This is a genomic window from Luteimonas huabeiensis HB2, assembly GCF_000559025.1.
GTDB classification, from domain to species: domain Bacteria; phylum Pseudomonadota; class Gammaproteobacteria; order Xanthomonadales; family Xanthomonadaceae; genus Luteimonas; species Luteimonas huabeiensis.
The window spans coordinates 141,653-156,165 of sequence record NZ_JAAN01000031.1; the positions used below are offsets into that span (position 1 = coordinate 141,653).

General features: G+C 73.6%; 17 protein-coding genes, 2 tRNA genes and 1 other RNA gene. 8 read left to right on the forward strand and 12 right to left on the reverse strand.

The genetic code is table 11. From position 1 onward, the window contains the following. Positions 1 to 93 (forward strand) — tRNA-Ser (locus Z164_RS0113020). Between the two features lie 228 nt (positions 94 to 321). Further along, positions 322 to 418, forward strand: an RNA gene (ffs, locus tag Z164_RS21985) — signal recognition particle sRNA small type. 99 nt (positions 419 to 517) lie between these two features. Here the strand turns inward: ffs and Z164_RS0113025 are convergent. From Z164_RS0113025 to Z164_RS0113050, 6 genes are all read right to left on the reverse strand, one after another. Then, entirely contained in the window at positions 518 to 955 is a 438-nt protein-coding gene (locus Z164_RS0113025; protein ID WP_024891126.1) for a molybdenum cofactor biosynthesis protein MoaE, read from the reverse strand. Between the two features lie 2 nt (positions 956 to 957). Beyond that, positions 958 to 1,200 carry a MoaD/ThiS family protein gene (locus Z164_RS0113030; RefSeq protein ID WP_024891127.1) on the reverse strand — a complete coding sequence of 81 codons (243 nt, stop codon included), beginning with the start codon at positions 1,198 to 1,200 and terminating at the stop codon, positions 958 to 960. Continuing rightward, positions 1,197 to 1,703: a cyclic pyranopterin monophosphate synthase MoaC gene (moaC, locus tag Z164_RS0113035; RefSeq protein WP_043690029.1), complete on the reverse strand. Its 507-nt coding sequence runs from the start codon at positions 1,701 to 1,703 to the stop codon at positions 1,197 to 1,199. Before moaC ends, Z164_RS0113030 begins: the two co-directional genes overlap by 4 nt. A gap of 83 nt (positions 1,704 to 1,786) precedes the next feature. Beyond that, positions 1,787 to 2,818, reverse strand: coding sequence for a GTP 3',8-cyclase MoaA (gene moaA / locus Z164_RS0113040; RefSeq protein ID WP_024891129.1), 1,032 nt, complete (start codon positions 2,816 to 2,818; stop codon positions 1,787 to 1,789). Next, entirely contained in the window at positions 2,815 to 3,567 is a 753-nt protein-coding gene (locus Z164_RS0113045; protein ID WP_024891130.1) for an MBL fold metallo-hydrolase, read from the reverse strand. Before Z164_RS0113045 ends, moaA begins: the two co-directional genes overlap by 4 nt. Then, positions 3,567 to 4,316: a 3-deoxy-D-manno-octulosonic acid kinase gene (locus Z164_RS0113050; RefSeq protein WP_024891131.1), complete on the reverse strand. Its 750-nt coding sequence runs from the start codon at positions 4,314 to 4,316 to the stop codon at positions 3,567 to 3,569. Before Z164_RS0113050 ends, Z164_RS0113045 begins: the two co-directional genes overlap by 1 nt. 152 nt (positions 4,317 to 4,468) lie before the next feature. Here Z164_RS0113050 and Z164_RS0113055 point away from each other — a divergent pair, with 152 nt between their 5' ends. After that, entirely contained in the window at positions 4,469 to 5,539 is a 1,071-nt protein-coding gene (locus Z164_RS0113055) for a glycosyltransferase family 9 protein (RefSeq protein WP_052338441.1), read from the forward strand. After that, the gene (locus tag Z164_RS0113060; RefSeq protein ID WP_024891133.1) at positions 5,536 to 5,925 is read left to right on the forward strand and encodes a hypothetical protein; all 390 of its coding nucleotides are present in this window, start codon (positions 5,536 to 5,538) and stop codon (positions 5,923 to 5,925) included. Before Z164_RS0113055 ends, Z164_RS0113060 begins: the two co-directional genes overlap by 4 nt. Before the next feature lie 259 nt (positions 5,926 to 6,184). Here the strand turns inward: Z164_RS0113060 and Z164_RS0113065 are convergent, their stop codons facing one another. Further along, positions 6,185 to 6,484 (reverse strand): IS3 family transposase, encoded by a 300-nt coding sequence (locus Z164_RS0113065; protein ID WP_024891134.1) that lies wholly within the window; start codon positions 6,482 to 6,484, stop codon positions 6,185 to 6,187. 335 nt (positions 6,485 to 6,819) lie between these two features. Continuing rightward, positions 6,820 to 7,233: a DUF6165 family protein gene (locus Z164_RS0113070; RefSeq protein ID WP_024891135.1), complete on the reverse strand. Its 414-nt coding sequence runs from the start codon at positions 7,231 to 7,233 to the stop codon at positions 6,820 to 6,822. A 129-nt stretch (positions 7,234 to 7,362) separates the two neighbouring features. Here Z164_RS0113070 and Z164_RS0113075 point away from each other — a divergent pair. Both Z164_RS0113075 and Z164_RS0113080 read left to right on the forward strand, forming a co-directional pair. After that, positions 7,363 to 7,453, forward strand: a tRNA-Ser gene (locus Z164_RS0113075). Between the two features lie 153 nt (positions 7,454 to 7,606). Then, positions 7,607 to 8,311, forward strand: a complete 705-nt coding sequence (locus Z164_RS0113080; RefSeq protein ID WP_024891136.1) for a PP2C family protein-serine/threonine phosphatase — start codon at positions 7,607 to 7,609, stop codon at positions 8,309 to 8,311. Positions 8,312 to 8,326: 15 nt separating this feature from the next. On the opposite strand, the gene dnaQ is transcribed toward Z164_RS0113080, so the two are convergent. Genes dnaQ through Z164_RS0113095 form a run of 3 tightly spaced genes read right to left on the reverse strand, consistent with a single transcriptional unit; the run spans position 8,327 to position 10,201 of the window. After that, on the reverse strand, positions 8,327 to 9,031 hold the full coding sequence (dnaQ, locus tag Z164_RS20590; RefSeq protein ID WP_043690030.1) for a DNA polymerase III subunit epsilon: 705 nt from the start codon (positions 9,029 to 9,031) through the stop codon (positions 8,327 to 8,329). 49 nt (positions 9,032 to 9,080) lie between these two features. Beyond that, positions 9,081 to 9,548: a ribonuclease HI gene (gene rnhA, locus Z164_RS0113090; protein WP_024891137.1), complete on the reverse strand. Its 468-nt coding sequence runs from the start codon at positions 9,546 to 9,548 to the stop codon at positions 9,081 to 9,083. Continuing rightward, positions 9,545 to 10,201 carry a class I SAM-dependent methyltransferase gene (locus Z164_RS0113095; RefSeq protein WP_052338442.1) on the reverse strand — a complete coding sequence of 219 codons (657 nt, stop codon included), beginning with the start codon at positions 10,199 to 10,201 and terminating at the stop codon, positions 9,545 to 9,547. The genes rnhA and Z164_RS0113095 overlap by 4 nt, the downstream gene beginning before the upstream one ends. 33 nt (positions 10,202 to 10,234) lie before the next feature. On the opposite strand from Z164_RS0113095, the gene gloB reads away from it, so the two are divergent. Together gloB and Z164_RS0113105 are read left to right on the forward strand one after the other, a co-directional pair. Next, a complete protein-coding gene (gene gloB / locus Z164_RS0113100) occupies positions 10,235 to 10,996 on the forward strand; it encodes a hydroxyacylglutathione hydrolase (RefSeq protein ID WP_024891139.1) in 762 nt (253 codons plus the stop codon). An 11-nt stretch (positions 10,997 to 11,007) separates the two neighbouring features. Continuing rightward, entirely contained in the window at positions 11,008 to 12,225 is a 1,218-nt protein-coding gene (locus Z164_RS0113105; RefSeq protein ID WP_024891140.1) for a LysM peptidoglycan-binding domain-containing protein, read from the forward strand. A gap of 179 nt (positions 12,226 to 12,404) precedes the next feature. On the opposite strand, the gene Z164_RS0113110 is transcribed toward Z164_RS0113105, so the two are convergent. Further along, positions 12,405 to 14,381 carry a peptidyl-prolyl cis-trans isomerase gene (locus Z164_RS0113110; RefSeq protein ID WP_024891141.1) on the reverse strand — a complete coding sequence of 659 codons (1,977 nt, stop codon included), beginning with the start codon at positions 14,379 to 14,381 and terminating at the stop codon, positions 12,405 to 12,407. Between the last annotated feature and the right edge of the window lie 132 nt (positions 14,382 to 14,513).

Consider the following 14,513-nt stretch of genomic DNA (forward strand, 5'->3'; position numbering starts at 1 on the left):
GGAGAGGTGTCCGAGTGGTTGAAGGAGCACGCCTGGAAAGTGTGTAAGCGGCTAAACCCCGCTTCGCGGGTTCGAATCCCGCCCTCTCCGCCATCTTCAACCGCAAAGGGGCCAGCGTGGCCCCTTTGCGGTTGAAGACGGTACGGGTGGATTTGGTGAGAACCCGCGGTTCGACGAATTCGTCCGGAACGAATTCGGACAGCCGCAGGCTGGCCCCGGAGGCGCATCGCGCCGGAGGGGCGAGGCCCATGGATGGGCCGAGCCATCCCGCCCGTGCGTTACGCAGTTCTTGCTCTACAACAGTTCGTTTCTATGGTGGCCCCGTCGGCCCCTCGCGACGCTAGATCGAAAATCCCGCCAGGGCCGGAAGGCAGCAACGGTATCGGTCGACGCGGGCGCCGAGGTCAGTCGGCGGGGCCATCGCCTTTCTCCCGCGCCACTCCACGCGAACCGACGCCATCCATGGCGCGCCCACACGCCGCCGGATCGCCCGGCCCGGCCCTCCATGGCCGGGCGCTCAGCCTTCGCCCTCGTCGGGGTGCAGCCAGCCGGCGTCGCCCTCGGCGTAGCGCTCATGCTTCCAGATCGGCACGTCGCGCTTGATCTCGTCGATGATCGCGCGGCAAGCCTCGAACGCGGCGGCGCGATGCGCCGAGGCCACGCCGACCCAGACCGCGAGGTCGCCCACCGCCAGCTCGCCGGTGCGGTGCACGCACAGCGCCGCCTTCAAGCCGAAGCGCGCGATCGCGGCCGCGACGATGCGTTCGCCCTCCGCCTCGGCCAGCGCGGCGTAGGCTTCGTAGCGCAGCCCGCGGACCGCGCGCCCGTCGTGGTGGTCGCGCACCCAGCCCTCGAACGTGGCGCAGGCGCCGGCCGCGGGATGGCGCAGCCGCGCGTGCAGCGGGGCGATCTCGATCGGTTCGGCGGACAGCCGGAAACGGCGTGCGGCGTCCATGCTCAGCCCCCGCTGACCGGCGGAATGAAGGCGACCTCGCTGCCCGCGCGCGGCGCATCGCCCCAGCACGCGAACGCGCCGTCCACCGCCACGCGCAGGCGCTCGCGCGGCAGCGCGAAGCCGTGCCGCGCGCGCAGCGCCTGGTAGAGGCCGGCCAGGTCGGCAGCCTCGGTTTCCACGATCTCCTCGGCGACGCCGGCGGCATCGCGCAGGCTGGCGAAATACAGCACCGTCAGCCGGCTCATGGCGCGCACCCCACGTCGCGCTTGCCACCGCGCTTGGCCGCCAGCCGCGCCGGCCCGATCGAGATCGCGTGCGAGAGCGCCTTGCACATGTCGTACACCGTCAGCGCGGCCACCGTCGCGCCGGTCAGCGCTTCCATCTCGACGCCGGTGCGGTGGGTCGTCTTCACCGCGCACGCGATGCGCAGTTCGCGCTCGCCGCGCCAGTCGATGTCGATGCGCACGCCGTCGATCGGCAGCGGATGGCAGAACGGGATCAGCTCGTGGGTGCGCTTGACCGCCAGGGTGCCGGCGATCACCGCGGTCTCGACGATGCCGCCCTTGGCGCTGCGCAACCCGCTGGCGCGCAGCTGCGCGGCGACCTCGGCGGGGAAGCGCACCGCGCAGACCGCGCTGGCGCTGCGTGCGGTGACGGCCTTGGCGGACACGTCCACCATCGCCGGGCGCCCTTGCGCGTCGAGATGGGTGAGTGCGGGTTTCGGCTTGCGTGGACGGGTTGCGGCCATGGGGAGACTTCAGGAAAACACCGGGCCAGATGGTACCCCGGGCGCGGGCGCGCTCCCATGCGCGGCCCGGCGCAGCGGCCGCTTCAGCCGCCGACCAGGAACATCTCGACGCGCCGGCGGTTGCGGGCGCGCTCGGCGCCGCGCACCTCGCTGTAGCGATCGGCGCGGCGCGACCACAGCGCCGCCACGCGCTCGGCCAGCGCGGCCTCGCCCTCGCCCAGCAGCCCGCGCAGCGGCGTGCCGCCGGCGGCGAACAGGCAGGTGTACAGCGTGCCGTCGGCGGCCACCCGCGCGCGGTGGCAATCGCCGCAGAACGGCGCGGTGACCGAGGCCACGAAGCCGATCTCGCCGGCGCCGTCGGCATAGCGGTAGCGCTCGGCCACCTCGCCGCGGTAGTGCGGCGCCAGCGGCACCAGCGGCCAGCGCGCGGCGATCCGCTCGCGCAGCTCCGCCGAGGGCACCACCCGCTCGCGGTTCCAGTCGTTGCAGGTGCCCACGTCCATGTACTCGATGAAGCGCAGCACGTGGCCGCTGCCGCGGAAATGCTCGGCCAGCGGCAGCGCCTGGTCGTCGTTGAGGCCGCGCTGCACCACGCAGTTGATCTTGATCGAGGAGAACCCCGCCGCCTGCGCCGCATCGAGCCCGGCCAGCACGTCGGCCACGTCGCCGCGGTCGCCCGACAGCGCGCGGAACCGCGTGGGGTCGAGCGCGTCCAGGCTCACCGTGAGCCGGCGCAGGCCGGCCTCGCGCAGCGCGCGCGCGTGGCGGGCCAGCAGGCTGCCGTTGGTGGTCAGCGCCAGATCCTCGATCCCCGGCACCCGCGCCAGCCGCGCGATCAGCGCCGGCAGGTCGCGGCGCAGCAGCGGCTCGCCGCCGGTGATGCGCAGCTTGCGCACGCCGACGCGGGCGAAGCCGCGCACCAGCGTCTCCATCTCGTCGAAGGACAGCCGGCCGGCGGCGTCGAAGCCGTAGTCGCCGGGCACGCGGTCGGCCGGCATGCAGTAGCCGCAGCGGAAGTTGCAGGCCTCGATGACCGACAGCCGCAAGTCGTGCAGCGGCCGGCCCAGCCGGTCCAGCGGCCGCAGCTGCGGCGCCGGCAGCGCGATCGCGTTCATGCCGGCAGCCCCGCGCGCGGTGCGCGCAGCGCGAACGCCTCGCCCGGCGCGGCGACCCGGCGGCCGCGCGCGCGCAGCGCCTCGCCGTCGGCGGCGCCGGCGTAGTGGTAGAGCACGCAGCGCGCCAGCAGCTCGGGCGGGTACTCGCGCTCCAGATCGTCGATGCCGCTGTGCGAGGGATTGCCGTGCAGCGCGCAGTCGTGGGCGACCAGCTCGCCGTCGCCCGCGTGGCGCGCCAGCAGGTCGGGGATCGGCCGGGTGTCGCCGCTCCAGACCAGGCTGCCCGGCAGCCGCAGGCCGTAGGCGGTGTCGGGCCAGTGGTGGCGCACGGCGAAGGTCTCCAGCCGCACGCCCTCGTGCCAGAACGCGGCACCCACCGGGATCAGCCGGAACGCGTCCCAGAAGTTGGCGCCGCCCTCGGCCAGCACGTTCGGGTAATCGCCCACGCGCTGGTGCAGCAGCGGCAGCACCGGCGCCGGCACGTACACCGCGATGCGGCCGCGCAGCGCCGGATCGAAGTAGGCGGACACGAACAGGCGCTCGAAGCCGGAAACGTGATCGAGATGGGTATGGGTGACGAACAGCGCGCGCGGCGGCTCGCCGTAGCGGGCCAGGTACGCCGTCAGGCCCTCGCTGCCGCAGTCGATGGTCAGCCACGGCGCGCCGTCTCGCTCGATGGTCGCCATCGGCGAGCCCAGCTCGACCGCCGAGGCGTTGCCGACCCCGTGGAAGCGCAAGGCCCAGTCCATCAGTATCCCCTGGCCCATCGGGCGTCGTAGGCTGCGCGCAGGCGCGCGAAATCCGCGCGAATCTCGGCCTCGGCGCGCTCGCCGCGCAGCTTCAGCAGCGAGCGCTCCAGCCGCGCCAGGTTGCGCGCGCGCCAGCGGGTCTCCGGCAGGCGCAGGCGGCCGCGATCCAGGTCGATCAGCCAGCCGCGTCCGGCGCCGCCGGCATCGAACAGGATGTTGTGGGCGTTCAGGTCGGCGTGATCGAGGCCGGCGCGGTGGAAGCGCGCGATCAGCCGCCCGGTCTCCTCCCACGGCGCGTCGCCGCCGGCGGCCGCGGCAAGGTCGGCGAACGCGCGCGCGCCGTCGATGCGGCGGACCAGGATCGCGGCGCGATAGGTGGCGCCGCGCCGTGCGTAGCGAGCCGCGATCGGCGCGGGCACCGGCAGGCCCTCCTGCTGCAGGTCGCGGGTCAGGCGGAACTCGGCGAAGCTGCGCGTGCGCGCCGCGCCGCGCCAGAGGTAGCGGTCGCGGCTCACCCGCGCGGCCAGCCCGCCGCGCAGGTAGTGGCGCAGCACCGCCTCGCCGAAAGGACCGCGCACGAACCAGGCGCTGCCGCGGCCGCCGCTGCCGACCGCATGCGCGCGCTCGCCCCAGTAGCCGGGCTCGAACCAGCCGGGCTCGACCTGCTGGGTCCAGGCGGCGTCGCTGAGGATCGACCCGGCCCCATCGTCGAACGGGATCAGGTTCTCGGTGGCGTCGAATCGCACCATCCCGCGAGTTTAGAGGGTGCCGCGCGATTTGAAGCGCTTTCCGCGCGCCGGCCCCGGGAATGCAGCGTTGCGGCCCGCGCCGAAAGGGGGCGGCCACCGGCCGGGGCGGCCGCTACACTGCCCGCCGCACGCCCCCACCGAGACCACGCCGCATGCCGCCATCCCCGGCCCCCACCCCGCCCGCGCCGCGCTCGATCTGCCTGCTGCGGCTGTCGGCGCTGGGCGACGTCACCCACGTGCTGCCGCTGGTGCGCACCCTGCGCGAGGCCTGGCCGCAGACGCGGCTGACCTGGATCGTCGGGCGCGGCGAGCAGCGCCTGCTCGACGGCCTGCCGGGGGTGAGGTTCGTGGTCTACGACAAGAAGACCGGCCTGCGCGGCATGCGCGCGCTGCGCCGCGAGCTGGGCGGCGAGCGCTTCGACGTGCTGCTGCAGATGCAGGTCGCCGCGCGCGCCAACCTGCTGTCGGCCTTCGTCCCCGCGCGGCGCCGGATCGGCTACGACCGCGCGCGCTCGAAGGATCTGCACGGCCTGTTCGTCAACGAGCGCATTCCCGACCGACCCGGCATCCACGTGCTGGACGCGATCGGCAGCTTCTGCGAACCGCTGGGCCTGCGCCAGACCCGCGTGGCCTGGGACCTGCCGGTGCCGGCGGAGGCCCACGCCTGGGCCGCGGCGCAGTGGCCCGAGGACGGCGCGCCGGCGCTGCTGATCTCGCCCTGCTCCAGCCACACGCTGCGCAACTGGCGCGCCGAGCGCTACGCGGCGGTGGCCGATCACGCCGTGGCGCGCGGCTGGCGCGTGGTGCTCTGCGGCGGGCGCAGCGCGCTGGAGCGCGAGACCGCCGACGCGATCCTGGCCGCGATGCGCGGCCCGGCGCTCGACCTGGTCGGCAAGGACACCCTCAAGCAGCTGCCGGCGCTGCTCGCGCGCGCGGCCCTGGTGATGGCGCCCGATTCCGGCCCGATGCACATCGCCAACGCGATGGGCGCCAAGGTGCTGGGCCTGCACGCGGCCAGCAACCCGGCGCGCAGCGGCCCCTATTCCGACCGCCGCTACTGCGTGGACCGCTACGACGACGCCGCGCGCCGCTACCTCGGCCGCCCGGCGGCGGAACTGCGCTGGGGCACCAAGATCGAGCGCGCGGGGGTGATGGACCTGGTCACCGTGGACGACGCCATCGCCGCGTTCGAGCGCCGCGCCGCCGACCTGGAGGCGCGATGACGCCGATCGCCGCCGGCCGCCTCATCCTCGCCCTCGGCGCGGTCGTCGCGCTGGCGACGCTGGCGATCGCCGACCTCGGCGGCGCCGGTGCGGGCACCTGGGCGTTCGTGCTCGGCCTGGCCGTGGCGGCCGCGCTGCCCTACCTGGTGCTCTCGCGCGCGGCGCGCACCGGTCCGGCCTGGGTCGTGCTGCTGGCCGCCGTGCTCGCCTGCGGGCTGGACCTGGGCGCGCGCATCCGCGTGCGCTGGTTCCCGCAGGACGCCCAGGACGCGCTGCTGCTCGTCGCCCTGCCGCTGTGGCTGATCCCCGGCTCGCTGCTGCTGTGGTGCGGCCTGGCGCTGGCGCGCGGGCGCCGCGAGGCACGCCGGCGCGGCGACGCCCGGTAGCGCGCTCAGGCGTATCGATATTCGGCCCGCAGCGCCGAAGCCTCGCTTCTCCCGCAAGCGGAAACCGCGTCGCCCCTTCTACTGCAAGCGGGGCCATGTCGTCCCTGGAAGGCGGCCTGCAAAGGCGCAGCGAGCGTGCAGGCCCTCGGTACGGAGCGCCGCCGACGGGCTCCATACAGTCCCGAGCGGCTCACGCCCAGCAGCCGGCACAGGCGGGTGATGTCGGCCTTCTCCTGCCACTGATTGATCACCTGCTGGATCACTTCAGTTCCCGGGCGAAGAAGGCCGATGCTTTTTTTAACAACGTGTTGTCCTCACGTAACCGCTGGTTCTCCCGCTCCAACTCACGGATGCGTTGCTGCTCGGGGGTCAGCGGCCGGCCTTGTCCGGGCTGGTCGGCCTGCTCGGCCTCGTACTGGGCCAGCCAGCGACGCACGGCGCTATCGACCAAGTCCAGGTCGCGGCACACCTGGCCTACGCTCAGGCCTTGGTCTCGGATCATCTGCACCACCTGCAGCTTGAAGGCGGTATCGAACGTTCTACGGATACGGGGCGTCATGTCGTTCAAAGTCCTCGTTGGGGATGATCATCCCCTATCGAGGTGTCCACGAGAATTAGACCAGGACAGGGCACGCCGCAGGCGTGTAAAGCGGCCCTCATCCGGCCGGCTTCTACAACACCCACCGGCTGCACTCCACACTCGGCTATCGATCTCCAGCCGACTACGAAAAAGCCACTACCTGAAATCCCCTATCCCCGTGTCCACCAAAACTTGACCACGACACCCCCATCCGCCTTCGGCACCTTCCCCCGCTTGCGGGGGAAGGGAAAAGACAGAAGGCCCCCCGCCTGCGGGGGAAGGAAAAAACAGAGTGCCCCCCGCTGACGCAGGCCCTAGACCGCCGGCGGCTCGCCGCTGCGGTAGTCCTGGTAGGACTTCTCCTCGACGTAGCTCGAGCCCAGCGCCAGGTTGATCTCCTTCTTGATCCGCGCGCGCTCGTCGTTCTCGAAATACACGCTGCGCGCCAGACGCACGAATTCCTCGTCGAAGGCCTGCGCCTTCTCCTTCAGCCGGATGTCGTCCTCGATCGCCCACAGGCGCTCGTTGACCGCCTTGAGCTCGGCCCGCAGCCGGGCGATGTCGCGACCGGCGGCCGGATGCGCCAGCCAGGTCTTCTCCAGCGCCGACAGCTCGCGCCGCACGTTGGCCAGCTTGGCCGGATCGGCGATGCGCTCGGACTTGATCTGCAGGATGGCGATCTTGTCGAGCAGCTCGCCGAAGGAGACGGGCACCAGGAGTTCGGACATGGGCGCAAGCATGACGGGACGTGACCGCGGCCAGTGTATCGCGGCCGCCGCCCGCCCGGCCGGCGTCTTGTCGGCCGACCGGCCCGCCCGTATCATGACCGGCCCCGCGGCTCTGGCCCCGGGGCCACCGGAGAGGTGGCAGAGTGGTTGAATGTACCTGACTCGAAATCAGGCAGGCGTTTATAGCGCCTCGGGGGTTCGAATCCCCCCCTCTCCGCCAGTTCCGCTCAACGCCCCGCCCGGGGCGTTTTGCTTGTGCGCGGATCATCTCTGCTAGGTTACCGCCCATGCGTCCCGACCGTTCGCCCATCGCGTGCCCGTCCCGGTGTCCGGCGGCGACAGCCGGCCGTGCGGCCCCGGCGCCGGGACGCGCATGATCGAGTTCGGCCACCTCACCCACGCCGGGCTGCGGCGGGAGCTGAACGAGGACACCTACTACGGCGACGCCGACCTCGGCCTGTGGCTGGTCGCCGACGGCATGGGCGGCCACGAGTACGGCGAGGTCGCCAGCGCGCTCGCGCGCGAGGCCGTGGTCCGCGAAGTGCGCGCCGGTGCATCGCTGGAGCAGGCCATCCGCAGCGCCGACGAGGAGATCATCCGCGCCTCGCGCCTGCGCCACGACGCCCTGCCGATGGGCACCACCGTGGTGGCCGCGCGGGTGCGCGACGGGCGTTTCCAGGTCGCCTGGGTCGGCGACAGCCGCGCCTACCTGTGGCGCGACGGCAAGCTGGTGCAGCTGTCGCAGGACCACAGCTACGTGCAGGAACTGATCTCGCAGGGCGCGATCAGCACCGACCAGGCCCGCCACCACCCGCACCGCAACGTCGTCACCCAGGCGCTGGGCGTGACCGAGCCGCAGGCGCTGAAGGTGGAGACGATGTCCGGCGAGTTCGCGCCCGGCATGCAGTTGCTGCTGTGCAGCGACGGGCTGACCGAGGAGGTCGACGATCGCGGCATCGCCCGCATCCTCGCCCACGACGAATGCAGCGCCCAGGAATGCGTGGACGGCCTTGTCGCCGCCGCGCTCGACGGCGGCGGCTCCGACAACGTCACCGCGATCCTGATCCGCGCCTGCTGACCGCCGCCCGGGCGCCTAAGCGGCGTCCCACACCAGCGTGCCGGCGCGCTTGCGGATCGCCTCCAGCCGCGCGGCGTGCAACGCCAGCTCGTCGTCGAGCACCCGCACCCGCGGCCGCGGGCCCGCGGCCGCGCCCACGAAGCGCGACGCGGCGGCGGCCTCCCCGGGCGCCGGCTCCGGCGCCGCGAAGCCGATCTCGCCCTGGCCCGCGGTGAGCGCCAGATACACCTCGGCCAGCAGCTGCGCGTCGAGCAGCGCGCCGTGCAACTGCCGGTGCGCGTTGTCCACGCCCAGGCGCTTGCACAGCGCGTCCAGCGAGTTGCGCTGGCCCGGGTAGCGCTGCCGCGCCACCTGCAGCGAGTCGAGCACGCTCACCCGCTCCGCCAGCCGCCCGTAGCGGCCGCCGAGGCGCGCCAGTTCGGCCTCCAGGAAGCCCATGTCGAACGCGGCGTTGTGGATCACCAGTTCGGCGCCGTCCACGAACTCCAGGAATTCCTCGACGATGTCCTCGAACAGCGGCTTGTCCGCCAGGAACTCCAGGGTCAGCCCGGTCACCTCCTGCGCGCCGGCCTCGAATTCCCGCTGCGGGTTGATGTAGCGGTGGAAGGTGCGGCCGGTCGGCCGGCGCTCCTGCAGTTCCACGCAGCCGATCTCGACCACGCGGTTGCCCTTCTTCCATTCCAGGCCGGTGGTTTCGGTGTCGAGCACGATCTGGCGCATGCGGTATCGGAAAGCCTCTGTAGCCTTGCGGCGGAACGATCGGACGGGTTCAGCGCAGCGCGACGGCCGCCGACGCCGCGCGCTGGCGGATCGCCTCGTCGCGCGCCAGCGCGTCCACGCGCTCGTTGTCGGGATCGCCGGCGTGTCCCTTCACCCAGCGCCAGTCGATGCGATGCGGCGCGGCCGCGGCCTGCAGCCGCTGCCACAGCTCCTGGTTCTTGACCGGCTCGCCGGCGGCGGTCCGCCAGTTGCGCCGGATCCAGTTCGGCATCCACTCGGTGATGCCCTTGCGCACGTACTGCGAATCGGTCTGCAGCACCACCGCGCACGGCTCGGTCAGCGCCTCCAGCCCGCGGATGGCGGCCATCAACTCCATCCGGTTGTTGGTGGTCAGCGGCTCGCCGCCGACGATCTCGCGCTCCTTCGCGCGATAGCGCAGCAACGCCGCCCAGCCGCCGGGGCCAGGGTTGCCGAGGCAGGCGCCGTCGGTGTGGATCTCGACCGCCTTGACGCTCATGCCGCCGAGGCCCCCTTCGGGACCGACAGCGCGCGGCGCGGCGCGACCGGCGTCAACGCCGCCACCCGCTTCTCGGCGCGCAGCGCGTAGGCGGCGCACAGGCCAGGGCCGGAGCGCAGCGTGCTGTCGGCGTGCGGCCGCCAGCCCGGCCCGATCCCCTGTGACACCGGCTCCGGCTCCAGCCCGGCCGCCCGCAGGCGGCGCCGCCAGCCCAGCGGCTCGCGCGCGTGCAGGCCGTGTCCGCGCCAGCGCCAGCGGTAGGGCGAGAGCGGGTTGAGCACCAGCAGCCACAGCCGTCCGCCCGGTTCCAGCACGCGCGCGGCTTCCGCCAGCAGCCCGTCGCCGCCGTCCGGGCGCAGCACGTGCTGCAGGATCACGGTGCCCATCGACTCGCTCGGAAACGGCAGCGCGCCCTCGCAGCGCACCGCGCCGCGCCAGCCCGCGCCGTCGGCCCACAGGCGCAGGCCGCGGCCGCAGGCCTGGTCCGGCGGCGCGCACGGCACCGGCGCAAGCCACAGCCACGGCGGGGTCGGGCGCTCGGCCATGACGCGCTCGAGCATCGCGGCCTCGCCGTCCACCAGCGCCCGGCCGGCGGGGCTGGCGAACCAGGCCGCAGGCGTGGCCGGTTGACCGTTCAGGGATGTCGAGGGCATGTTCGCCATTCTACAGGCACCCGGGAGCCGGCCATGCGGCTGCAGCCCCTTCCCGCGCTCGCGGACAATTACATCTGGCGGCTGGACGACGAGGGCGGCGCGACGCTGCTGGTCGATCCGGGCGAAGCGGCCCCGGTCCTGGCCGCGCTGGACCGCGCACCGGCGGCGATCCTGCTCACCCACCACCACCCGGACCACATCGGCGGCGTGCCCGAGCTGCTGGCCCGGTGGCCCGGCACCCCGGTGATCGCGCCGGCGGACGAGCGCATTCCGCATGCCACGCACCGGGTCGGCGACGGCGAGCGGTTCCTGGCCGGCCCCTGGACTTTCGATGCGATCTGGGTGCCCGGTCACACCCGTACCCACCTCGCCTTCCACGGGCATGGCATCCTGTTCAGCGGAGACACCTTGTTCAGCCTCGGTTGCGGGCGCCTGTTCGAGGGTACGCCCGCGCAGATGCTGGCCTCGCTGGATCGGCTGGCGGCGCTGCCCGGCGACACCCTGGTCTGCTGCGGCCACGAATACACCGACGCCAACGCCCGCTTCGCCCGGGCGGTGGACCCCGACAACCCGGCGCTCGCGCGCCGCAGCGAGGACGTACAGGCGATGCGAGCCCGCGGACAACCCACCCTGCCGACCCGCCTCGACGACGAACTGGCCTGCAATCCCTTCCTGCGCATCGATGCGCCCGCCGTCCGCGCCGCCGTCGCGCGCCAGGCCGGGCTGGACGCCGATGCGCCCCGCGACCGCTGCTTCGGCGCCCTGCGGGCGTGGAAGGACGGCTTCCGCGCATGAGGCGGCGGTGGATGGCGCGCCCGTGCGCGCTCGCCCTGGCGCTGGCCTGGCTGGCGTCGGCCGCCGCCGAACCCGCGCCCGCCCTGGCCCCCGCAGGCGCCGAGCCCGCGGCGCAAGCGCCCACCGACGCCGTGCAACGGCAGGGCCGGGACATCTACGCGCGCTTCGTCGAAGGACTGGCCGACCCCGGCTGCAGCGCCGACGGCGGCGAGCGCTGGCGCCGCCACTTCGCCCACGTGCCGCGCGACCTCGCCAACAAGCCCGACAAGCTGCTGCCGCTGTTCGGCTACGTCGTCGACCAACTGCGCGCCAACCACCTGCCCACCGAGTACGCGCTGATCCCGTTCGTGGAAAGCGGCTACCGCCCCGGCGCGCGCAGCTCGGCGGGACCGGCGGGGCTGTGGCAGTTCATCGCCCTCACCGCCCGCAACCATCGCATCGCGATCCGGCCCGGCTACGACGGCCGGCTGTCGCCGGTGGACTCCACCCAGGCGGCGGTGCGCTATCTCAAGACCCTGCACGGCATGTTCGCCGGCGACTGGCGCCTGGCCGTCATGGGCTACAACGCCGGCGAGTATCGGGTGTTCGGCGCGCTGCGCGCCGCCGGCCAGCGCCCGATGGATGCGCGCCCGGAGGAACTGCCGATGCCGCAGACCACCCGCGCCTACGTCGACAAGCTGCAGGCGCTGTCGTGCCTGCTGGTCGAGGCCGGCCAGCGCGAGGACTGGCTGCGGGCGATCGACCACACCGTGCCGGTGTTGACCGCCGCGCCGTTGCCGCGCAATACCGCCCATCTCGACACCTGGGCGCAGCGCCAGGGGCTGGATCCGGCCCTCGTGCGCCGCTTCAACCCGGCCTTTCCCGACGGCCGCGTCGCCAGCGCGGACCGTTCGCTGCAGGTGCTGGCGCCGGCATCGAACGCCGCCGCCCTGGCCTCGGCCCGGCGCGCGGAAGAGCCCGCGCCGGCGCCGGTGCGCGCTCCGGCCGCGCCCGTGGCCGCCGTCGCCGCGCCCGTCCACTACGCGCAGGCGGTCGAGCCGCCGCGCGCCCACGTGGTCGCGCGCGGGGAATCGGTCTGGCGCATCGCGCAGCGCTACGGCGTCGGCGTGGCGCAGTTGCTGGCGCGCAACGGGTTGAGCCGCGACAGCGTGCTCAGGCCCGGGACCACGTTATGGATCGACGAGGTGCTGCCGGCCGCCGTGGCCGGCGAGGCGCGCCTGGGCGACTGACCGACCGGCTGCCATCGCGCCCCGGCGGGGCGCGTGCGCGAGCCGGCGCGCGGGCGGACAGGCCCGCTCCCGCCGGCCCCGGACACCGCGGCGCCCACGCGCAGAACACCACGCGGAGCACACGCGCCCCGGGGCGCCCGCGCAACGACGGCGCCGGCCGGCGCCGTCGCGAACGGCCCTCAGAGGCGGGCTTCGATCACGCTGACCTTCATCCGGGCGCGCAGCTCGCGCAGCAGGACGGCGGCGGATTCGTTGCCGGCCAGCGCGGTCAGCTGCTGGCGCAGCATCTGGCGCTCCTGCTCGCTGGCTTCCTCGGGGTCGCCGGGGGTCACCGCGGTCACCGCGAACACCACCTGGCTACCGTCCTCGAGGGCGACGTGGCCCGGCGACGCACCGCCCTGCTCCGGCACCGGCGCGCGGAAGTAGGCGTCCACCGCCTGCGGATGCGGGATCGGCGTGCCGCGCGGCACCCCCGGCACGTCCTGCACCGGCAGCCCGCGTTCGGCGACCGCCGCGGCCAGGGACTCGCCCTTGGCGACGCGCGCGACGATGGCCTCGGCCTCCGCGGCGTTGCGCTTGGCGGCGCGGTCGGCGCGGATCGCGGCGACCACGCGGTCGCGCACCTCCTCCAGCGGCAGCGTGCGCTCCGGGCTATGGTCGGTCACGCGCAGCAGCACGCTCTGGTTCGGGCCGGTCTCCACCGGGTCGCTGACGGTACCGTCCTCGATCAGGGTCTGGTTGAAGGCCATGCGCTGCACCGCCGGGTGCGCCAGCACGCCCTCGGCGATGGCGCCGCGCGCGAACGGGCCGGCCTGCTGCACCGGCACGCCGGCCTCCTCGGCCGCGGCCGCCAGCGAGGTCGGATTGCGGTAGGCCTGATCGGTCACGCGCCCGACCAGATCGCTGAAGGCGCGCTCGCGCCCGCCCTCGGTCGCCTCGCGCTCGAGCTGCTCGCGCACCTCCTCGAACGGCGTCTGCGCGCCCTCGCGCACCTCGCGCAGCTGCAGCACGTGCCAGCCGTACTCGGTCTTGGCGACGCGCACCTCGCCAGGCGCCATCGCGAACACCGCGGCGTCGAAGGCGTCGCCCATCATGCCCGGCTCCACCCAGCCCAGGTCGCCGCCGGCGTCCTTCGAGCCGGGGTCGTCGGAGTGCTCGCGCGCCAGCGCCGCGAAGTCCGCGCCCTCGGCCTGCGCCTGCGCGGCCAGCGCCTTCGCCTCCTGCTCGGCGGCCTGCTGCGCGGCCGCGTCGGCGCCCTGCGGGACCTCGATCAGGATGTGCGAGACCAGCCGCTGCTCGGGCTCGGAGAAGCGCGACTTCTCTTCCTCGTAGCGCGCGCGCAGCGAGGCTTCGTCGACCGGTTCGGCCTCCAGCGCCGAGCCGTCGAGGACGATGTACTCGATCGACACCGTGGCCGGTGCCCGGTACTGCTGCGCATGCGACTCGTACCACGCCGCGATCTCGGCATCCTCGACCGGCGCTTCGTCCACGGCCGGCGGCGGCAGCACCACGAAGGACACGTCGCGGCGTTCGCCCAGCAACCTCAGCAGGCGGTCGAGCTGGCCCGGCGGCACGAAGGCCGATTGCGCGACGTGGGTCGGCAGCAGCGCCTGCTGCAGGCTCTCGCGCACGAACTCCTGGAACTGCGCCGGCGTCTGCGGCGGCACCTGCGACTGCAGGGCCAACTGGTAGCGCTGCGGATCGAAACGGCCTTCGACCTGGAAGGCGGGAATCTGCTCGATCTGCTCGCGCACCTGCGCGTCGCCGATCGCCACGCCGCGGTCGCGCGCGGCCAGCCGCAGCACGGCCTGGTCGATCAGCCGTTCCAGCACCTCGCGGCGGTTGTCGATGCTCTCGAAGGCCAGGCCGTCGAAGGCGTCGCCTTCGGCCTCGCGGCGGCGCGCGCGCTCTTCCTCGAAGGCGCGGCGGAACTCATCCGGATCGACGTCCTCGTGGTTCCACGCCAGCTTGCGCACCAGCCACCAGTCGGGCGCGCCGCGCCACCACGACGGCGGCGATTCGACCCGCGCCACGTGGGTGCCGCCGCTCTGGAACAGGTACTGCTCCATGCCGAAGAAGGCGAACGGGATCGCCAGCAGGACCACGATGACCACCGCGATCCAACCGCTCGTTTTCTCTCTCAAGGCTTGCAGCATCGGGAAGACCGGCAGGTTAAGTAGCCGCGCAGTTTAACCCGATTGCGCCGCGCCGGCGGGCGCCGGTGCCGGGTTCGTCCCGGCCGGCCGGCGGCGTTCGTGCGCCTTTCGGATCGGGTAGGGAGCCGGGTT

What these genes read in the sequence shown, in the direction of transcription:
- Z164_RS0113025 (WP_024891126.1), bottom strand. Translation starts at nt 955, where the DNA reads ATGGACGCCGCACGCCGTTTCCGGCTGTCCGCCGAACCGATCGAGATC.
- Z164_RS0113030 (WP_024891127.1), bottom strand. Translation starts at nt 1,200, where the DNA reads ATGAGCCGGCTGACGGTGCTGTATTTCGCCAGCCTGCGCGATGCCGCC.
- moaC (WP_043690029.1), bottom strand. Translation starts at nt 1,703, where the DNA reads ATGGCCGCAACCCGTCCACGCAAGCCGAAACCCGCACTCACCCATCTC.
- moaA (WP_024891129.1), bottom strand. Translation starts at nt 2,818, where the DNA reads ATGAACGCGATCGCGCTGCCGGCGCCGCAGCTGCGGCCGCTGGACCGG.
- Z164_RS0113045 (WP_024891130.1), bottom strand. Translation starts at nt 3,567, where the DNA reads ATGGACTGGGCCTTGCGCTTCCACGGGGTCGGCAACGCCTCGGCGGTC.
- Z164_RS0113050 (WP_024891131.1), bottom strand. Translation starts at nt 4,316, where the DNA reads ATGGTGCGATTCGACGCCACCGAGAACCTGATCCCGTTCGACGATGGG.
- Z164_RS0113055 (WP_052338441.1), top strand. Translation starts at nt 4,469, where the DNA reads ATGCCGCCATCCCCGGCCCCCACCCCGCCCGCGCCGCGCTCGATCTGC.
- Z164_RS0113060 (WP_024891133.1), top strand. Translation starts at nt 5,536, where the DNA reads ATGACGCCGATCGCCGCCGGCCGCCTCATCCTCGCCCTCGGCGCGGTC.
- Z164_RS0113065 (WP_024891134.1), bottom strand. Translation starts at nt 6,484, where the DNA reads ATGACGCCCCGTATCCGTAGAACGTTCGATACCGCCTTCAAGCTGCAG.
- Z164_RS0113070 (WP_024891135.1), bottom strand. Translation starts at nt 7,233, where the DNA reads ATGTCCGAACTCCTGGTGCCCGTCTCCTTCGGCGAGCTGCTCGACAAG.
- Z164_RS0113080 (WP_024891136.1), top strand. Translation starts at nt 7,607, where the DNA reads ATGATCGAGTTCGGCCACCTCACCCACGCCGGGCTGCGGCGGGAGCTG.
- dnaQ (WP_043690030.1), bottom strand. Translation starts at nt 9,031, where the DNA reads ATGCGCCAGATCGTGCTCGACACCGAAACCACCGGCCTGGAATGGAAG.
- rnhA (WP_024891137.1), bottom strand. Translation starts at nt 9,548, where the DNA reads ATGAGCGTCAAGGCGGTCGAGATCCACACCGACGGCGCCTGCCTCGGC.
- Z164_RS0113095 (WP_052338442.1), bottom strand. Translation starts at nt 10,201, where the DNA reads ATGCCCTCGACATCCCTGAACGGTCAACCGGCCACGCCTGCGGCCTGG.
- gloB (WP_024891139.1), top strand. Translation starts at nt 10,235, where the DNA reads ATGCGGCTGCAGCCCCTTCCCGCGCTCGCGGACAATTACATCTGGCGG.
- Z164_RS0113105 (WP_024891140.1), top strand. Translation starts at nt 11,008, where the DNA reads ATGGCGCGCCCGTGCGCGCTCGCCCTGGCGCTGGCCTGGCTGGCGTCG.
- Z164_RS0113110 (WP_024891141.1), bottom strand. Translation starts at nt 14,381, where the DNA reads ATGCTGCAAGCCTTGAGAGAGAAAACGAGCGGTTGGATCGCGGTGGTC.